General features: G+C 61.8%; 14 protein-coding genes. 13 read left to right on the top strand and 1 reads right to left on the bottom strand.

Features of this window, described 5'->3' with window-relative positions; translation table 11 throughout:
- Positions 1–8 precede the first annotated feature (8 nt).
- The gene (locus HX821_RS15300) at positions 9–1,712 is read left to right on the top strand and encodes an AMP-binding protein (RefSeq protein ID WP_003214676.1); all 1,704 of its coding nucleotides are present in this window, start codon (positions 9–11) and stop codon (positions 1,710–1,712) included.
- A 114-nt stretch (positions 1,713–1,826) separates the two neighbouring features.
- On the opposite strand, the gene HX821_RS15295 is transcribed toward HX821_RS15300, so the two are convergent.
- A complete protein-coding gene (locus HX821_RS15295) occupies positions 1,827–2,723 on the bottom strand; it encodes a MurR/RpiR family transcriptional regulator (RefSeq protein ID WP_003214679.1) in 897 nt (298 codons plus the stop codon).
- A gap of 303 nt (positions 2,724–3,026) precedes the next feature.
- Between HX821_RS15295 and iolC the strand changes: the two genes are divergently transcribed.
- The 12 genes from iolC to HX821_RS15235 all read left to right on the top strand — a co-directional run bounded on the left by iolC (position 3,027) and on the right by HX821_RS15235 (position 18,345).
- Positions 3,027–4,964: a 5-dehydro-2-deoxygluconokinase gene (gene iolC / locus HX821_RS15290; protein ID WP_102605499.1), complete on the top strand. Its 1,938-nt coding sequence runs from the start codon at positions 3,027–3,029 to the stop codon at positions 4,962–4,964.
- 148 nt (positions 4,965–5,112) lie between these two features.
- Positions 5,113–6,006 (top strand): myo-inosose-2 dehydratase, encoded by an 894-nt coding sequence (iolE, locus tag HX821_RS15285; protein ID WP_087694126.1) that lies wholly within the window; start codon positions 5,113–5,115, stop codon positions 6,004–6,006.
- Complete coding sequence (gene iolB, locus HX821_RS15280) at positions 6,003–6,797, top strand: 5-deoxy-glucuronate isomerase (protein WP_003214687.1); 795 nt, start codon at positions 6,003–6,005, stop codon at positions 6,795–6,797. The genes iolE and iolB overlap by 4 nt, the downstream gene beginning before the upstream one ends.
- Before the next feature lie 22 nt (positions 6,798–6,819).
- Positions 6,820–8,322, top strand: a complete 1,503-nt coding sequence (locus tag HX821_RS15275; protein ID WP_003214689.1) for a CoA-acylating methylmalonate-semialdehyde dehydrogenase — start codon at positions 6,820–6,822, stop codon at positions 8,320–8,322.
- 27 nt (positions 8,323–8,349) lie between these two features.
- Positions 8,350–9,165: a TIM barrel protein gene (locus HX821_RS15270; RefSeq protein ID WP_177035980.1), complete on the top strand. Its 816-nt coding sequence runs from the start codon at positions 8,350–8,352 to the stop codon at positions 9,163–9,165.
- Between the two features lie 10 nt (positions 9,166–9,175).
- A complete protein-coding gene (gene iolD / locus HX821_RS15265; protein ID WP_087694124.1) occupies positions 9,176–11,107 on the top strand; it encodes a 3D-(3,5/4)-trihydroxycyclohexane-1,2-dione acylhydrolase (decyclizing) in 1,932 nt (643 codons plus the stop codon).
- A gap of 19 nt (positions 11,108–11,126) precedes the next feature.
- Positions 11,127–12,137, top strand: coding sequence for a Gfo/Idh/MocA family protein (locus tag HX821_RS15260; RefSeq protein WP_008437157.1), 1,011 nt, complete (start codon positions 11,127–11,129; stop codon positions 12,135–12,137).
- Positions 12,138–12,297: 160 nt separating this feature from the next.
- Positions 12,298–13,158 carry a sugar phosphate isomerase/epimerase family protein gene (locus HX821_RS15255; RefSeq protein WP_003214697.1) on the top strand — a complete coding sequence of 287 codons (861 nt, stop codon included), beginning with the start codon at positions 12,298–12,300 and terminating at the stop codon, positions 13,156–13,158.
- A 131-nt stretch (positions 13,159–13,289) separates the two neighbouring features.
- The gene (locus HX821_RS15250; protein WP_177035979.1) at positions 13,290–14,330 is read left to right on the top strand and encodes a Gfo/Idh/MocA family oxidoreductase; all 1,041 of its coding nucleotides are present in this window, start codon (positions 13,290–13,292) and stop codon (positions 14,328–14,330) included.
- A gap of 365 nt (positions 14,331–14,695) precedes the next feature.
- A complete protein-coding gene (locus tag HX821_RS15245) occupies positions 14,696–15,631 on the top strand; it encodes a sugar ABC transporter substrate-binding protein (RefSeq protein ID WP_003214701.1) in 936 nt (311 codons plus the stop codon).
- 63 nt (positions 15,632–15,694) lie between these two features.
- Positions 15,695–17,248 carry a sugar ABC transporter ATP-binding protein gene (locus HX821_RS15240; RefSeq protein ID WP_008437161.1) on the top strand — a complete coding sequence of 518 codons (1,554 nt, stop codon included), beginning with the start codon at positions 15,695–15,697 and terminating at the stop codon, positions 17,246–17,248.
- A gap of 59 nt (positions 17,249–17,307) precedes the next feature.
- Complete coding sequence (locus HX821_RS15235; protein ID WP_003214704.1) at positions 17,308–18,345, top strand: ABC transporter permease; 1,038 nt, start codon at positions 17,308–17,310, stop codon at positions 18,343–18,345.
- Positions 18,346–18,358 lie beyond the last annotated feature (13 nt).

Here is an 18,358-nt window from a genome sequence, read left to right as displayed (position 1 = left end):
AGACTGCCATGAACGCTGTAAGCCTGGAACAGACCGAACGCCTCTGGTTGAACGCTTACCTGCCCGGCGTACCGGCAGACATCGACGCCGGCATCGAGGACTACCCGTCGTTGCGCGAGGTATTCCTGGAGCACCTGCACAAATTCCGCGACCGCGTGGCCTACGTCAGCATCGGCACCGAAATGACCTACGCCGACTGGGAGGTGCAGGGCATCGCCTTTGCTGCGTGGCTGCAAGCCCAGGGTGTGAAGAAGGGCGACCGGGTGGCGTTGATGATGCCCAACTGCTTGCAGTACCCGATCTGCCTGCTGGGCACGATCCTCGCGGGTGCGGTGGTGGTCAACGTCAACCCGCTGTACACCGCCCGGGAGCTGCAGCATTTGCTCAAGGACAGTGGCGCAGAGACCCTGGTGATCTTCGAAAACTTCGCCCACACCCTGGAGAAGGTGGTGGCCGCCAGTACCGTCAAACGTGTGGTGATCGCGGCCATCGGTGACCTGCTCGGCACCTTCAAGGGCGCGGCGATGAACTTTATCCTGCGCAGCGTGCAGAAGCAGGTGCCGCGTTTCAACCTGCCGGGGGCCGTGCGTTTCAACCAGGTGTTGAAACAGGGACGCGGGCAAACCCATCTCGCCGTGCCGATGAACCGCGAAGACCTGGCCTTCCTGCAATACACCGGCGGCACTACCGGCGATGCCAAGGGCGTCATGCTCAGCCACCGCAACATCATCGCCAACCTGTTGCAGGCCAAGGCGTGGGTCGGTGATCAGCTCGATCAGAACCAGCAGGAAACCAACGTCACCCTGCTGCCGCTGTACCACATCTTTTCCCTGACGGTGAACTGCCTGATGTTCATGTGCCTGGGCGGGCGCAACATCCTGATCGCCAACCCACGGGATGTGAAGCGGGTGCAGATGATCCTGCGCAAGGAGCGTTTCAACGGGATTGCCGGGGTGAATACGCTGTTCAACGGCCTGCTGGAAAACAAGGAGTTCTGCGCCCGGGATTTTTCCGATTTGCGCATGGTGATCGCCGGCGGCATGGCCACCCATACCGCTGTGGCCAAGCGCTGGAAGGAAGTCACCGGCTTGCCGATCATCGAAGGCTACGGCCTCACTGAATGTTCGCCGGTGGTGAGCATCAGCCCCATCGACATCTCACGCATGCGCGAGATGGAATTCACCGGCAGTATCGGCGTGCCGTTGCCGTCGACCTGGGTGCGGTTCATTCGTGAGGACGGTGAGTTGGCGGAACTGGGCGAGCAGGGCGAACTGCAAGTACGCGGCCCGCAGGTGATGCAGGGTTACTGGAAACGCCCGGCGGAAACCGCCGAGGTTCTGGATGCCGAAGGGTGGCTGTCTACCGGGGACATCGGGGTGATGAATGAGCAGGGCTTCATCCGCCTGGTGGACCGCAAGAAAGACATGATCCTGGTGTCCGGGTTCAACGTGTACCCCAACGAGATCGAAGACGTGGTGGCGTTGCATCCGGGCGTGGCGGAAGTGGCGGCGATCGGGGTTGAGGATGGGGTGACCGGCGAGCGGGTCAAAATCATCGTGGTGCGCAAGGACCCAAGCTTGACCCAGGAGCAGATTCTGGCGCATTGCCGGGAATATTTGACGGGGTACAAGGTGCCGCGGTTTGTCGAGTTTCGTACTGAAGAGTTGCCCAAGACGACGGTGGGCAAGGTGTTGCGCCGGGCACTGCGCTAAGCCTTACGATCGTTCCCACGCTCTGCGTGGGAACGCCTCTTGTGACGCTCTGCGTCACGCTTTGGACGCGGAGCGTCCGGGGCTGCATTCCCACGCGGAGCGTGGGAACGATCGTCAGTCGTCGAATCCCACCTGCTCATGAATCTCATCGACCTTCAATTCCAGCCGATACGCCACGGCAATAAACAAAGCCTGGCACAGGCACAGCGTCGCACTCAGTGACCTGAACGCAAACGACGAGCCTTCATTCACCAGCAGCACCGTGCTCGCCCGCTTGGCCAGGGGCGACAGGTTGCTGTCGGTAATGATCAGGGTCTTGGCCTGATGGTGCTGGGCAATCCGCAGGCAGTGCTGGGTTTCCTTGCCGTAGGGCGTAAAGCTGATGGCAATCACCAGGTCGTTGGCCCGCACACTGCGCATCTGCTCGCGATAGCTGCCGCCCAATCCCGAGACCAGATGGATGCGCTTGTTGGTGTGCTGCAGGTTGTACACCAGGTAGTCCGCCACGGCGAACGAGCGGCGCACGCCCACCACGTAGATATTGTCGGCATTCACCACCAGGTCCACGGCCTTGTCGAAGGCTGCGTCATCCAGTTCCAGCCCCAGGCGCTCGATCCCGGAGAGGGTGGCATTCACGCACTCACGCGCCAGGTCGCCGCCGCTGGCTTTCTGCGACTTGTTGGCGATCATGCTGCGGATGCGTTGCTGGTAGTTCTGCACCGGCGTGGTCTTGTGGGTGTAGGCCTCGCGGAACAGCGCCTGCATTTCACTGAAACCACTGAACCCGAAACGCTGGGAAAACCGCACGATGGCCGACGGGTGCACTTCGCATTCACGGGCGATGTCGCTGATGCGGTCGACCATGATCCGGTCGCTCTGCTGGCTCATGTAGCTGGCGATGCGCTTGAGCTGGCGCGGCAGGCTCTCGTATTCATCGGTGATCAGCTGCAACAACCGCTCGGCGTTCAGCGGCGGGCTGGCGAGTGCGTCTTCCGGGGCGCTCTGGGACATAGGGAATCCTTCTGGCTTGTTCTTATAGGGCGCGTCGAGGCGCCCCTGACAATAAGTCGATGTGCGCAAGTCTACAGCGTAGGCGCAAAAAAATACCTCGGCATCCCGCCCCACGGTGCAGCTGAAACGATGCACTGCGGCTGGAACATACCGATGATGGCGTATTGGAAAATATATTCCACAAAAAATATTTATAGAATAAATATTGATTGGCGTCGCCAGACGTTCTAGTCTGCTTGCACCAAGAGCGTATGCCGCCACCGCGACGGCACACGCAGGCTGATAAAAATAACAGGAGCCAGCATGGGCCAGACTCGTTTTGCCAGTGGGCGTCAATTGGATCTGATTTGCCTGGGACGCCTGGGCGTCGACCTTTACGCACAACAAGTGGGTGCACGGCTGGAGGATGTCTCGAGCTTCGCCAAGTACCTCGGCGGTTCCTCCGCCAACATCGCGTTCGGCACTGCGCGGCTGGGGCTCAAGTCGGCGATGTTGAGCCGGGTAGGGGACGACCACATGGGGCGTTTCCTGCTGGAGTCCCTGGCCCGCGAAGGCTGTGACGTCAGCGGCATCAAGGTCGACCCGGAACGCCTCACCGCCCTGGTGCTGCTGGGCCTCAAGGACCGCGAAACCTTCCCGCTGGTGTTCTACCGCGAGAACTGCGCCGACATGGCCCTGCGCGCCGAAGACATCAGTGAAGCGTTCATTGCTTCCAGCAAGGCGTTGCTGATCACCGGTACCCACTTCTCCACCGACGGCGTGTACAAGGCCAGCATCCAGGCCCTGGACTACGCCGAGAAGCACAACGTCAAACGCGTGCTCGACATCGACTACCGCCCGGTGCTCTGGGGCCTGGCCGGCAAGGCCGATGGCGAAACCCGGTTTGTGGCCGACCAGAATGTCAGCCAGCACGTGCAGAAAATCCTCCCGCGTTTTGACCTGATCGTCGGCACCGAAGAAGAATTCCTGATTGCCGGTGGCAGTGAAGATTTGCTCACGGCATTGCGCACGGTGCGTGGCCTGACCTCGGCCACCCTGGTGGTCAAGCTTGGCCCCCAGGGCTGCACGGTGATCCACGGCGACATCCCGGCCCGCCTTGAAGACGGCGCGATCTACCCCGGGGTACGGGTGGAAGTACTCAACGTGCTGGGCGCCGGCGATGCCTTCATGTCCGGCTTCCTCAGCGGCTGGCTTGAAGACGCCAGCGACGAGCGCTGCAGCCAGTTGGCGAATGCCTGCGGCGGCCTGGTGGTGTCGCGCCATGCCTGCGCGCCGGCCATGCCGACCCGCGCCGAACTTGATTACCTGTTCAACAGCCCGGTGCCGATTACCCGCCCGGACCAGGACGCGGTGCTGCAACGCCTGCACCAGGTCAGCGTGCCGCGCAAGGTCTGGAAGCAGCTGTTTGTATTTGCCTTCGACCACCGCTGGCAGTTGGTGGAACTGGCACAAAAGGGCGGCCAGGACCCGGCGCGCATCAGCGCCCTGAAGCAACTGTTCATCCAGGCCGTGGAACGGGTTGAAAGCAAACTGGCGGAGCAGGGCGTCGAGGCTGACGTCGGGATTCTGGCCGACCAACGCTTCGGCCAGGACGCGCTGAACGCCGCCAGCGGTCGCGGCTGGTGGATCGCCCGCCCGGTGGAAGTCCAGAACTCACGGCCGCTGGCCTTTGAACACGGGCGCTCGGTGGGCAGCAACCTGATTGCCTGGCCCCGGGAGCAGATCATCAAGTGCCTGGTGCAATTTCACCCCGATGACGAGCCATTGCTGCGCCTGGAACAGGAAGCGCAACTCAAGGCCCTGTATCAGGCGTCCCTGGTCAGCGGCCATGAGCTGCTGCTGGAAGTCGTGCCCCCCAAGGATCACCCGTCCACCTATCCCGACGTGCTCTATCGCAGCCTCAAGCGCCTGTACAACCTGGGCATCTACCCGGCGTGGTGGAAGATCGAGGCGCAGTCGGCCGCAGACTGGAAAAAGCTCGACGAGCTTATCCAGGAGCGCGATCCCTACTGCCGGGGCGTGGTGCTGCTGGGCCTGAACGCTTCCGCCGAATGCCTGGCCGATGGCTTCCAGCAAGCCAGCCAAAGCCAGACCTGCCGCGGGTTCGCCGTGGGTCGCACGATCTTCCAGGAACCGAGCAGAGCCTGGCTGGCGGGGGAGATTGACGATCAAGCCTTGATTGAGCAGGTGCAGTGCATCTTTGAGCAATTGATTAAGGCTTGGCGCAGTTCTCGAAGTTAATCACGGTCAAATGTGGGAGCGGGCTTGCTCGCGAAAGCGGAGTGTCAGTCGACTGATACACCAACTGAACCACCGCCTTCGCGAGCAAGCCCGCTCCCACATAAAGCAGATCTCAGGCAACTCTGAAAAAACAATAATAGGTGCAGCCATGCCCGCTATCCGAATTGGCATCAACCCGATCTCCTGGAGCAACGACGACCTGCCGGCCCTGGGCGGTGAAACGCCGTTGAGCACGGCCCTCAGCGAAGGCAAGGACATCGGCTACGAAGGCTTTGAACTCAACGGCAAATTCCCCAAGGACGCCAAAGGTGTCGGCGATGTATTGCGCCCTTACGACCTGGCACTGGTCTCCGGCTGGTACTCCAGTCGCCTGGCCCGGCGCTCGGTGGCGGAAGAAATCGAAGCCATCGCCAGCCATGTCGAACTGCTGCGCGAAAACGGCGCCAGCGTGTTGGTGTACGGCGAAGTCGCCGACTCGATCCAGGGTTCGCCGGTGCGCCTGATCGAACGCCCGCGTTTTCACAGCGAACAGGCCTGGCAGGAATACGCCGACAAACTCACCGAACTGGCGCGTTTCACCCTGTCCCAGGGCGTGCGCCTGGCGTACCACCACCATATGGGCGCCTACGTCGAATCCCCGGAAGACATTGACCAACTGATGCGCCGCACCGGCCCGGAAGTCGGCCTGCTGTTTGATTCGGGCCACTGCTACATGGGTGGCGGCGAGCCTATCGAGGTGCTGCGCAAACACATCGCCCGCATCTGCCACGTGCACTTCAAGGATGTGCGCAAGCCGGTGGTGCAACTGGCGCGCAACCAGATGTGGAGCTTCCCGGACTGCATCGTCAACGGCACCTTCACCGTGCCCGGCGACGGCGATATCGACTTCGCCGCGCTGCTGGACGTGCTGCTGGCTGCCAATTACCAGGGTTGGCTGGTAGTGGAGGCCGAGCAGGATCCTGCCGTGGCGCCGAGCTACATCTATGCGAAGAAGGGTTACGACACCCTGCGCGCACTGTTGAGCGAGAGGACTGGACAATGAGCCTGTTGGTCAAAAGCAGCAAGCGCGGGCAAACCATGGTGGCGCTGGAAGAAGGGCGCCTGGAATACGTGGGCTTCGCCGCCTACCGCCTGAGCCTGGGTGAAACCTTGCCAGTCACCGCCGGCGACAAGGAACTGTGCCTGGTGCTGCTCAGCGGCCGGGTGACGATTCAGGGCGAAGGCTTCAACTGGGAAAACCTCGGTGATCGCCACTCGGTGTTCGAAGACAAGTCGCCCTTTGCCGCTTATTTGCCGCCAGGCACCGACGCTCAGGTCACTGCGCTGAGCGACGTGCAAATTGCCGTCTGCGCCGCTCCCGGCTCGACTGACGCAGGTCTGGCACCCCGTCTGATTCGCCCCGAGCAATGCAAGCGCAGCGTACGCGGCAAGGGCGCCAATACCCGCTATGTGTGCGACATCCTGCCCGACAGCGAGCCTGCCCATTCGCTGCTGGTGGTGGAAGTGCGCACGCCGTCCGGTCACTCGTCGAGCTACCCGCCCCACAAGCACGACACCGACGATCTGCCGCACCAGAGCTTTCTCGAAGAAACCTACTACCACCAGATCAACCCGCCCCAGGGCTTTGTGTTCCAGCGGGTCTACACCGACGACCGCAGCATCGACCAGGCCATGGCCGTGGAAAACAGCGACCTGGTGGTGGTGCCCAAGGGGTATCACCCGGTCAGCGTGCCGTATGGCTACGAGTCCTACTACCTGAACGTGATGGCCGGCCCCAAGCGCGCCTGGCATTTCCATAACGACCCGCAGCACAGCTGGCTGCTGGATCTTTAAGCACTTTCGACGGAGAACAATAATGAGCAACGCCCCGGTAATCGGCCATTACATCAACGGCCAGGTGCACGACAGCGCCAGTGAGCGTTTCAGCAATGTGTTCAACCCGGCCACCGGCGAAGTCCAGGCCCGCGTCGGGCTGGCCAGCCAGAAGACCGTCGATGAGGCCGTGGCGTCGGCGCTGAAAGCCTTCCCGGCGTGGTCCGAGCAATCATCCCTGCGCCGTTCGCGGGTGCTGTTCAAATTCAAGGAATTGCTCGACCGGCACCACGATGAGCTGGCTGAAATCATCAGCCGCGAACACGGCAAAGTGTTCTCCGACGCCAAGGGCGAAGTCACCCGTGGTATCGAGATCGTCGAGTTCGCCTGCGGCGCGCCAAACCTGTTGAAAACCGATTTCAGCGACAACATCGGCGGCGGCATCGACAACTGGAACCTGCGTCAGCCACTGGGCGTGTGCGCCGGCATCACCCCGTTCAACTTCCCGGTGATGGTGCCGCTGTGGATGATCCCGCTGGCGCTGGCCACCGGTAACTGCTTCATCCTCAAGCCGTCGGAGCGCGACCCGTCCGCCAGTTTGCTGATGGCCCGCCTGCTGACCGAAGCCGGGCTGCCCGACGGTGTGTTCAACGTGGTGCAGGGTGACAAGAGCGCGGTAGATGGCCTGTTGCAGCACCCGGATATCGAGGCGATTTCGTTCGTCGGTTCCACCCCGATTGCCGAGTACATCCACCAGCAGGCCACCCAGCGCGGCAAGCGTGTGCAGGCATTGGGCGGGGCGAAGAACCATATGATCGTGATGCCCGACGCCGACCTGGATCAGGCGGCTGACGCCTTGATCGGCGCGGCTTACGGCTCGGCCGGCGAGCGCTGCATGGCGATCTCGATTGCGGTGGTGGTGGGCGATGTCGGCGACAGGCTGATCGAAAAACTGCTGCCGCGTATCGACCAGTTGAAGGTCGGCAACGGTATGCAAAAAGACAGCGAGATGGGCCCGCTGGTTACCGCCGAACACAAGGCCAAGGTCGAAGGGTTTATCGACCAGGGCGTGGCCCAGGGCGCGAAGCTGATCGTCGACGGTCGTGGCTTCAAGGTGCCGGGCGCGGAGGGTGGTTTCTTCGTCGGTGCGACCTTGTTCGATAACGTCACCACCGAAATGAGCATCTACCAGCAAGAGATTTTCGGGCCGGTGCTGGGCATCGTGCGGGTGGCGGATTTTGCCAGTGCCGTGGCCTTGATCAACGCCCATGAGTTCGGCAACGGCGTGTCGTGCTTTACCAGCGACGGCGGCATTGCCCGTGCCTTTGCCCGCACCATCAAGGTCGGGATGGTCGGCATCAACGTGCCGATTCCGGTGCCGATGGCCTGGCATTCGTTCGGTGGCTGGAAGCGCTCGCTGTTCGGCGACCACCACGCCTATGGCGAAGAAGGCATTCGTTTCTACAGCCGCTACAAGAGCGTCATGCAACGCTGGCCCGACAGCATCGCCAAGGGCCCTGAATTCAGCATGCCAACCGCCAAGTAACGTTTTCGAGTGTGGAGCACAACAATAATGAAGTCGCCTCTACGTTTTGCCCTGAACCGCATGGTCGCCCCCAGCCTTTCCCTGCCGGACTTTATCCAGCTGGCGGTGACCCTGAAATGCGACGCCATCGAGATCCGTAACGACCTCAAGGGCATCGAGATTGAAGACGGCACTCCCGCCAGCCGCGTGCGCGAACTGTGCGCGGTGCACGGCATCACGGTGCTGTCGATCAACGCGCTGTACCCCTTCGATGTGTGGAATGACGAACGCCGCGCCCAGGCCATCAAGCTGGCGGCCTATGCCCGCGAATGCGGCGCGCAGGCGTTGGTGATGTGCCCGTTGAACGACCGCGCCGACTCGCGCAACGAAGCCCATCGCTCGGCCGGTTTGCGCACCGCCTTGAGTGAACTGGCGCCGATCCTGCGGGAATACGGGATTCTCGGTTTTGTCGAACCCCTGGGGTTTGAAGAATGCTCGCTGCGCCGCAAACGCGTGGCCGTGGATGCGATCAAGTCTGTCGGCGGCCTGGATGTGTTCCGCGTGGTGCATGACACCTTCCACCACCATTTGGCCAGTGAACATGAGTTCTTCCCCGAGCTGACCGGGCTGGTGCATATCTCCGGCGTGGAAGATGCCGACGCACCGCTGAGCTCGATCCGCGACGGCCACCGCGTGCTGGTGGGCGAGGCTGACATCCTCGGCAATGCCGCGCAGATCGACACGCTGCTCAGCACCGGCTACAGCGGCCACCTGTCATTCGAACCGTTCGCCGAAAGCGTGCACGGCCTGGCAGATATCAAGCAGGCGTTGGGGGCGAGTATCGCCCACCTGCAGAAACGATAAGGGGCACCTCATGACCACAACCCGATTGACCATGGCCCAGGCCCTGGTGAAGTTTCTGGATAACCAGTACATCGAAGTCGACGGTGTGCAGAGCAAGTTTGTCGCCGGCATCTTCACGATTTTCGGCCACGGCAATGTGCTGGGCCTGGGCCAGGCCCTGGAGCAGGACAGCGGCGACCTGGTGGTGCATCAGGGCCGCAACGAACAGGGCATGGCCCACGCGGCGATTGGTTTTGCCAAGCAGCATTTGCGCCGCAAGATCTACGCGTGCTCCTCCTCGGTGGGGCCGGGTGCGGCGAATATGTTGACCGCCGCGGCGACCGCGACCGCCAACCGGATTCCGTTGCTGCTGTTGCCCGGTGATGTCTACGCCAGTCGCCAGCCCGATCCGGTACTGCAACAAATCGAACAGTTCCACGACTTGAGCATCAGCACCAACGACGCGTTTCGTGCGGTCAGTAAATACTGGGACCGCATCAACCGCCCGGAACAGCTGATGACGGCGGCGATTCACGCTATGCGCGTGCTCACCGACCCGGCGGAAACCGGCGCCGTGACCCTGGCCCTGCCGCAGGATGTACAGGGCGAAGCCTGGGATTACCCGGATTACTTCCTGCAAAAACGCGTGCACCGTATCGACCGTCGCCCGGCGACCGAAGCGATGCTGGGGGATGCCGTGGCGGCGTTCAAGGGCAAGCGCAAACCGCTGATCGTGTGTGGCGGCGGGGTCAAATACTCCGGGGCGAATGCCGCGCTGCAAGCCTTTGCCGAACGCTTCGACATTCCTTTCGCGGAAACCCAGGCGGGCAAAAGTGCGGTGGTTTCAAGCCATCCACTGAACCTCGGCGGTCTTGGTGAAACCGGCTGCCTGGCGGCGAACCTGCTGGCACCCGAGGCAGATCTGATCATTGGCATCGGCACGCGCTATACCGATTTCACCACGTCGTCGAAGTCACTGTTCAAGCATCCTGAGGTGCAGTTTCTCAACCTGAATATCAGCCCGTGCGACGCACTGAAACTCGATGGCGTGCAGTTGCTGGCGGATGCCAAGGTTGGCCTGGAAGCACTGGCTGAAGCCTTGGGCGACTACCGTTCCAGCTGGGGGGATCAGCCACGGGATGCCAAGGCGCAATTGGACGTCGAAGTCGACCGCATCTACCAGGCGGAATACCAGACTGAAAACTTCGTCCCTGAAATCAACGACCACATGGACCCGGCGGTGCTGCGTGAGTTTATCGAGCTGACCGGTTCCTGCCTGACCCAAAGCCGCGTACTCGGTGTGCTCAACGAAGCCCTGGCCGACGACGCAATCATCGTCGCCGCTGCCGGCAGCCTGCCGGGTGACTTGCAGCGCAGCTGGCGCAGCAAGGGCGTCAACACCTACCACGTCGAATACGGTTATTCGTGCATGGGCTACGAGGTCAACGCCGCATTGGGCGTGAAGCTGGCCGAGCCCGAGCGCGAGGTGTACGCACTGGTGGGCGACGGCTCGTACATGATGCTGCACTCGGAGCTGGCCACCTCGATCCAGGAGCGGCGCAAGATCAACGTGGTGCTGCTGGACAACATGACCTTCGGCTGCATCAACAATTTGCAGATGGAACACGGCATGGACAGCTTCGGCACCGAGTTCCGCTTCCGCAACCCCGAGACCGGCAAGCTCGACGGCGGTTTTGTGCCGGTGGACTTCGCCATGAGTGCGGCGGCCTATGGTTGCAAGACCTACAAGGTCAACACCGTGGAGCAGTTGCAGGCGGCGCTGGCCGATGCGCGCACGCAAACCGTGTCGACGCTGATTGATATCAAGGTCCTGCCGAAAACCATGATCCACAAATACCTGTCGTGGTGGCGCGTCGGTGTGGCGCAGGTGTCCACCAGCGCGCGCACCGATGCGGTGGCCAAACAACTCAATGAACGCCTGGCCAAGGCCCGGCAGTACTAATAACAAGAGGAGTGTTTTCATGTCTTTGAAGTTGGGTGTTATCGGTACTGGCGCCATCGGCCAGGATCACATTCGTCGCTGCAGCCAGACCTTGCTCAACAGCCAGGTGGTGGCCGTGACCGACATCAACCTTGAGCAGGCGGCCAAGGTCGTCGCTGACCTGAAACTCACCGCCGAGGTGTACCCGGACGGCCACGCGCTGATCAATTCGCCGCAGGTCGAGGCGATCCTGGTGACCTCATGGGGCCCGAGCCACGAAGAATTTGTGTTGGCGGCGATTGCGGCCGGCAAACCCGTGTTCTGCGAGAAGCCGCTGGCGGTGACTGCCGAAGGCTGCCGCAAGATCGTCGAGGCCGAAGTGGCCCACGGCAAGCGCCTGGTGCAGGTGGGTTTCATGCGTCCGTATGACCAAGGCTATCGCGCCTTGAAAGCCGTGATCGACAGCGGCCAGATCGGCGAGCCGCTGATGCTGCACTGTGCCCACCGCAACCCGAGGGTGGGTGAGAACTACAAGACCGACATGGCGATCACCGACACCCTGATCCACGAGCTGGATGTGTTGCGCTGGTTGCTGGCCGATGACTACGTGTCGGTGCAGGTGGTGTTCCCGCGTAAATCGAGCAAGGCGCTGGCCCATCTGCGTGACCCGCAGATCGTGCTGCTGGAAACCGCCAAGGGCACGCGCATCGATGTGGAAGTGTTTGTGAACTGCCAGTACGGCTACGACATCCAGTGCGAAGTGGTGGGGGAGACCGGTATTGCGAAATTGCCGGAGCCGTCCCAGGTGCAGATGCGCAGCGGGGCCAAGTTGTCGAATGCGATCCTGATGGATTGGAAAGACCGGTTCATCGCGGCGTATGACGTTGAGCTGCAGGCGTTTATCGACGGTGTAAGGGCAGGGCAAGTGGGGGGGCCGTCGGCGTGGGATGGTTTTGCAGCGGCGGTGGCGGCGGATGCGTGTATTGAGGCGCAGAACAGTGGGCAGATTGTGAAAGTGGGCCTGCCACCGCGTCCGCATTTCTACGGCTAACCACAATCCTCACTGATGTAACGCAGTCAGTGTGGGAGCGGGCTTGCTCGCGAATGCGGCCTTTCAGTCAACATTTGCATCGACTGACCCACCGCATTCGCGAGCAAGCCCGCTCCCACATTTGACCGAGTTCCTACCTCAGATTCGGGAGATCTCAAGCATGCGCATCGCATTAGACCCCTACATGTACCGCCACCTGCCCCTCGGCCAAATGGTCGACAAGGCCGCCGAGCTCGGCTACCAGCACATCGAACTCTCGCCCCGGGAAGACTTCCTGCCGTTCTACAAGGCCCCCCGGGTCGACCGCGCGCGCATCAAGGAATTTCGCAAGGCCCTGAGCGACGCCGGCGTGCAACTCTCATCCCTGCTGCCCATGTACCACTGGGCCGCCGCCGACGAAGGCCTGCGGGTTGCCGCCGTGCGCAACTGGAAGCGCGCGATCCAGATCGCCGTGGAAATGGACTGCGAGCTGGTCAACACCGAATTCACCGGCCAGTCCGACAATCCGTTGGTGTGCGAAAACCAGTTCATGCGCTCCATGGACGAGCTGATGCCGGAGTTCGAGCGCGAAGGCATCAAGCTGGATATCCAGGCGCATCCGTACGACTTCTGCGAGCGCAACAACGAGTCGGTGGACATCATTCGCGGCCTCGACCGCGACTGGATCAACTACCTCTACGCCGCGCCGCACACCTTCTTCTATGACGACGGCAAGGGCGATATCGCCTCGATGCTCAAGTACGCAGGCTCCAAGCTCAGCCACTTGATCATTGCCGACACTTACAACCACCGGGCGTCGTCCAACCTGCGCTACATCGTCAACCCGCCGGGCGTCACCGCCACCGTGCACCAGCACCTGGACATCGGCCAGGGCGAGGTGAACTGGGAGGCGTTTTTCGGCACTCTGCGGGAAATCAAGTTCGACGGCATTGCCACGGTGTCGGTGTTTGCCTGGGAAGACCGGCCGGATGAGTCCAACCGGATGATGCTGGAGCGGGTGACCCGCGAGTTGTGCTGTTAGACCGTTGTGGCTTGCCCTGTGGCGAGGGAGCTTGCTCCCGCTGGGGTGCGAAGCGCCCCCAAAAGCTTGCGACTGCTACGCAGTCGAGCGGGAGCAAGCTCCCTCGCCACAATTAACCAAGGAGTATTTGTATGCGAATCGGACTGGTTGGATACGGCAAAGGCGGCCGTGTATTTCATGCACCCCTGATAGCCAGCCTGCCGGGGGCGACCTTTGTCGGCGTGGTGACACGGTCACCCGAACGTCGCCAGCAACTGGCGACGGATCACCCCGGTGTGAAGGCCTTCGACAGTATCGGGCAGATCACCGAGGCCGGTGTCGACGTGCTGGTGATCTCCACCACCCTCAAGGGCCGTCCGGCCCTGGTGCTGGAGGCCATCGAACACGGTGTGGCGGTGGTCAGCGACAAACCCTTTGCCAGCAATGCCGAACAGGCCCAGGCCTTGATCACCGCCGCCGAGCGCCAGGGCGTGCTGCTCAGCGTCTACCAGAACCGGCGCTGGGATTCGGACTTCCTCACCGTGCGCAAGCTGATCGACGCCGGAGCCCTGGGCACCGTCACCCGCTTTGAATCCCGGGTGGAGCGCTACAACCCGGGCTCGGTGGGCAATGCCAGCGGCGGCGGCTTCCTGCGGGACCTGGGCAGCCATCTGGTGGACCAGGCCATGCAACTGTTCGGCCCGGTGGACCGGGTGTTCGCGCAGTTGCACTACACCGCCGATGAGCGGAGCGTGGACCACGGCTTCTTTGTATCGCTGACCCACGCCAACGGGGTGATTTCACACCTGTGGGGCAGCGCCCTGCAAAACAGCCAGGCCCCGCGGTTTCGGGTGAATGGTACGGCCGGTTGCTACACCATCGAAGGGCTGGATGGCCAGGAAGAGGCGCTGCTGGCCGGCAAGACCCCGAAAACCGAAGGCGAGCACTGGGGCGCTGAAGAACATCGACGCTGGGGCTGGTTCGAGCAGGGGCCGGATCGTGAGCGGGTGCCGTCGGAAAAGGGCCGTTGGAATCAGTTCTACAGTCAGCTGCAAAGCGCGGTGGAAGGCCACGGCGAGTTGCCGGTGAACGTCCTGGATGCGCTGGCAACCACCCGCGTACTGGACGCCGCGCGCCTGAGTTCAGAGCGCCAGCAGGTAGTGGAAATGGCGGCTATGGAGCCTCATGGATGAAAAATAGAATAAAATTCTAAAACAGGTTGATATGGAAATTATTTTCCAATAAAGTCATTCCAGGTTGCATAAAGTACGTTCGGACTCGATTCGGGCGACTCGACAAAAACAAGATCAAAACAACCAGGTACCGTCAGATGAAAATCTTCAACGCTGTACTGCGAGTTTTACGTCCTGCCCTCCAGCCACGCGGTCTGCCCCGCGCCCGGCCGTTTTACTTTTCCCTCCTGAATGTCCTGTGCGTCGAAAGCAAGGGTTCCCTGGTGTGCTGCATTCCGGGGGCGCCGATCGTTCGACTGCCGACCGCTTCGCTCTGAAAAACGCAACGTCCACAAAACCAACAAGAAATTGGAGACAGACCGTTCATGAAGACCCCGATCCGTTTTACCGCGCTGGCCCTGTCCATGATGCTCGCCAGTGGTTTCGCCACGGCGGCCGATATCAAGGTGGGCGTGAGCATGTCGGCGTTCGATGACACCTTCCTGACTTACCTGCGCGAGGACATGGACAAGCAAGCCAAGTCCTACCCCAAGGGTGACGGCGTGCAGCTGCAGTTCGAAGACGCCCGCGCCGATGTGGTCAAGCAACTGAGCCAGGTCGAGAACTTTATCAGCCAGAAAGTCGACGCCATCATCGTCAACCCGGTCGACACGGCGTCTACCGCCAATATCAGTAAAGCGGCCCTCGCAGCGGGCATTCCGCTGGTGTACGTCAACCGTCGTCCCGACCAGACGGATCTGCCCAAAGGCATCGTGGCCGTGACCTCCAATGATGTCGAGGCGGGCCGCCTGCAAATGCAGTACATCGCCGAAAAGCTCGGCGGCAAGGGCAAGATCGTGATCCTGCTGGGTGACCTGGCGAACAACTCCACCACCAACCGCACCAAGGGGGTGAAGGAAGTCCTGGCCAAATACCCAGGCATCACCATCGAGCAGGAACAGACCGGCATCTGGCTGCGTGACAAGGGCATGACCCTGGTCAACGACTGGCTGACCCAAGGCCGTGAATTCAACGCGGTGCTGGCCAACAACGACGAGATGGCCATTGGTGCGTCCATGGCGTTGAAGTCGGCGGGCACCAAGCCGGGCACCGTGTTGATCGCCGGGGTGGATGGCACACCGGACGGTTTGAACGCGATTACCAAGGGCGACATGGCCGCGTCGGCGTTCCAGGACGCCAATGGCCAGGCCGTGGGTTCGGTGGAAGCGGCGCGCAAGATGGCCAGGCACGAGCCGGTCGAGCAGAACGTGGTGATCCCGTTCAAGCTCATCACCCCGGACAACGTCAAAGACTTCAAGTAGCCCTTAATAACAACAATAAACCGGCAGGGCAGCCACGGCGGCCCTGCTGACGGAGTACCCGATATGTTTGCTCAAGCGACTGCTTCCCAGCCTCCCGGTATCCAGCCCTTGGTACTGGAAGAACCCTATCTGCTGGAGATCTCCAACATCAGCAAAGGCTTTCCCGGCGTCGTGGCCCTGGCCGATGTGCAGCTGCGGGTGCGCCCCGGCTCGGTGCTGGCGCTGATGGGCGAGAACGGCGCGGGCAAGTCGACACTGATGAAGATCATCGCCGGCATCTATCAGCCCGACGCCGGTGAAATCCGCTTGCGTGGCAAGCCGATCAAATTCGAAACACCGCTGGCAGCGCAGAAGGCCGGGATCGCGATGATCCACCAGGAACTCAACCTGATGCCGCACATGAGCATCGCCGAGAACATCTGGATCGGTCGCGAACAGCTCAACGGCCTGCACATGGTCAACCATCGGGAAATGCACCGCTGCACCGCCGAACTGCTGGCGCGGCTGCGGATCAACCTCGACCCGGAGGAACACGTCGGCAACCTGAGCATTGCCGAGCGGCAGATGGTCGAGATTGCCAAGGCGGTGTCCTATGACTCCGACATCCTGATCATGGATGAACCGACCTCCGCCATTACCGACAAGGAAGTGGCCCACCTGTTCTCGATCATTGCCGACCTCAAGTCCCAGGGCAAAGGCATCATCTACATCACCCATAAAATGAACGAAGTATTCGCCATCGCCGATGAAGTGGCGGTGTTCCGCGATGGCGCCTATATCGGCCTGCAACGGGCCGACAGCATGGACAGCGACAGCCTGATCTCGATGATGGTGGGGCGTGAGCTGAGCCAGCTGTTCCCGGTGCGTGACAAGCCCATCGGCAATCTGCTGCTGTCGGTGCGCGACCTGCGCCTGGATGGGGTATTCCAGGGCGTGTCGTTCGACCTGCATGCCGGGGAAATTCTCGGTATCGCCGGGCTGATGGGCTCCGGGCGGACCAATGTGGCCGAAACCATTTTCGGCATCACCCCAAGCTCCGGCGGCGAGATCCAGTTGGACGGCAAGACCGTGCGCATCACCGACCCGCACATGGCCATCGAGAAGGGCTTCGCGCTGCTGACCGAAGACCGCAAGCTCAGCGGCCTGTTCCCCTGCCTGTCGGTACTGGAAAACATGGAGATGGCTGTGCTGCCGCATTACTCCGGCAATGGCTTTATCCAGCAAAAAGCCCTGCGTGCCCTGTGCGAAGACATGTGCACCAAGCTGCGGGTGAAAACCCCGTCGCTGGAGCAATGCATCGACACCTTGTCCGGTGGCAACCAGCAAAAAGCCCTGTTGGCCCGCTGGCTGATGACCAACCCACGGCTGCTGATCCTCGACGAACCCACTCGCGGTATCGACGTGGGCGCCAAGGCCGAGATCTACCGGCTGATTTCCTACCTGGCCAGCGAAGGCATGGCGGTGATCATGATTTCCTCGGAGCTGCCCGAGGTGCTGGGCATGAGCGACCGGGTGATGGTGATGCACGAAGGCGACCTGATGGGCACCCTGGACCGCGCGGATGCGACCCAGGAAAAAGTCATGCAACTGGCTTCCGGTATGACGGCGGTCCACTAACGAACAGACGGCGCCGGCCCGTTGTGGCCGGCGCAACGCGATAAAAAAGGTGAGTGGTTATGAACGCGATACTGGAAAGCAAACCCGAGGAAAAGAAGCCCGCTGCGGCGCCGGTCAAGCACCGTCGACGCATGCCCACCGAGCTGAGCATCCTGCTGGTGCTGATTGGCATCGGCCTGGTGTTTGAGTTGTTCGGCTGGATCGTGCGCGACCAGAGCTTCCTGATGAACTCCCAGCGCCTTGTATTGATGATCCTGCAAGTGTCGATCATCGGCCTGCTGGCGATTGGCGTGACCCAGGTGATCATCACCACCGGTATCGATTTGTCCTCGGGCTCGGTGCTGGCGTTGTCGGCGATGATCGCCGCCAGCCTGGCGCAGACTTCCGACTTTTCCCGTGCGGTGTTTCCGTCATTGACTGACCTGCCGGTGTGGATACCGGTGGCGATGGGCCTGGGCGTGGGGCTGCTGGCGGGGGCGATCAACGGCAGTATCATTGCGGTCACCGGGATTCCACCGTTTATTGCGACCCTCGGCATGATGGTCTCGGCCCGTGGCCTGGCGCGTTACTACACCGAAGGCCAGCCGGTGAGCATGCTCTCGGACTCCTACACGGCCATCGGCCACGGCGCGATGCCGGTGGTGATCTTCCTGGTGGTGGCGGTGATCTTCCATATCGCCCTGCGCTACACCAAGTACGGCAAGTACACCTACGCCATCGGCGGCAACATGCAGGCGGCGCGCACCTCGGGCATCAACGTCAAGCGCCACCTGATCATCGTCTACAGCATCGCCGGCCTGCTGGCAGGCCTGGCCGGTGTAGTGGCGTCGGCACGGGCAGCCACCGGGCAGGCGGGCATGGGCATGTCCTATGAGCTGGACGCGATTGCCGCCGCGGTGATCGGCGGCACCAGCCTGGCGGGCGGGGTAGGGCGCATCACCGGCACCGTGATCGGCGCGCTGATCCTCGGCGTGATGGCCAGCGGGTTTACCTTCGTCGGCGTGGATGCCTACATCCAGGACATCATCAAGGGCCTGATCATCGTGGTGGCGGTGGTGATCGACCAGTATCGCAACAAGCGCAAACTCAAGCGCTGACACGGTCCTCAAG

The sequence above is a fragment of the Pseudomonas sp. B6001 genome (genome assembly GCF_013386015.1).
Classification (GTDB): Bacteria; Pseudomonadota; Gammaproteobacteria; order Pseudomonadales; family Pseudomonadaceae; genus Aquipseudomonas.
This window is presented reverse-complemented; position numbering and strand designations above follow the sequence as displayed.

Bases quoted from the DNA above. Each gene is read 5' to 3' on its own strand.
- HX821_RS15245 (WP_003214701.1), top strand. From the start codon at position 14,696: ATGAAGACCCCGATCCGTTTTACCGCGCTGGCCCTGTCCATGATGCTC.
- HX821_RS15250 (WP_177035979.1), top strand. From the start codon at position 13,290: ATGCGAATCGGACTGGTTGGATACGGCAAAGGCGGCCGTGTATTTCAT.
- HX821_RS15270 (WP_177035980.1), top strand. From the start codon at position 8,350: ATGAAGTCGCCTCTACGTTTTGCCCTGAACCGCATGGTCGCCCCCAGC.
- HX821_RS15295 (WP_003214679.1), bottom strand. From the start codon at position 2,723: ATGTCCCAGAGCGCCCCGGAAGACGCACTCGCCAGCCCGCCGCTGAAC.
- iolC (WP_102605499.1), top strand. From the start codon at position 3,027: ATGGGCCAGACTCGTTTTGCCAGTGGGCGTCAATTGGATCTGATTTGC.
- HX821_RS15275 (WP_003214689.1), top strand. From the start codon at position 6,820: ATGAGCAACGCCCCGGTAATCGGCCATTACATCAACGGCCAGGTGCAC.
- HX821_RS15260 (WP_008437157.1), top strand. From the start codon at position 11,127: ATGTCTTTGAAGTTGGGTGTTATCGGTACTGGCGCCATCGGCCAGGAT.
- HX821_RS15300 (WP_003214676.1), top strand. From the start codon at position 9: ATGAACGCTGTAAGCCTGGAACAGACCGAACGCCTCTGGTTGAACGCT.
- iolB (WP_003214687.1), top strand. From the start codon at position 6,003: ATGAGCCTGTTGGTCAAAAGCAGCAAGCGCGGGCAAACCATGGTGGCG.
- HX821_RS15240 (WP_008437161.1), top strand. From the start codon at position 15,695: ATGTTTGCTCAAGCGACTGCTTCCCAGCCTCCCGGTATCCAGCCCTTG.
- iolD (WP_087694124.1), top strand. From the start codon at position 9,176: ATGACCACAACCCGATTGACCATGGCCCAGGCCCTGGTGAAGTTTCTG.
- HX821_RS15255 (WP_003214697.1), top strand. From the start codon at position 12,298: ATGCGCATCGCATTAGACCCCTACATGTACCGCCACCTGCCCCTCGGC.
- iolE (WP_087694126.1), top strand. From the start codon at position 5,113: ATGCCCGCTATCCGAATTGGCATCAACCCGATCTCCTGGAGCAACGAC.
- HX821_RS15235 (WP_003214704.1), top strand. From the start codon at position 17,308: ATGAACGCGATACTGGAAAGCAAACCCGAGGAAAAGAAGCCCGCTGCG.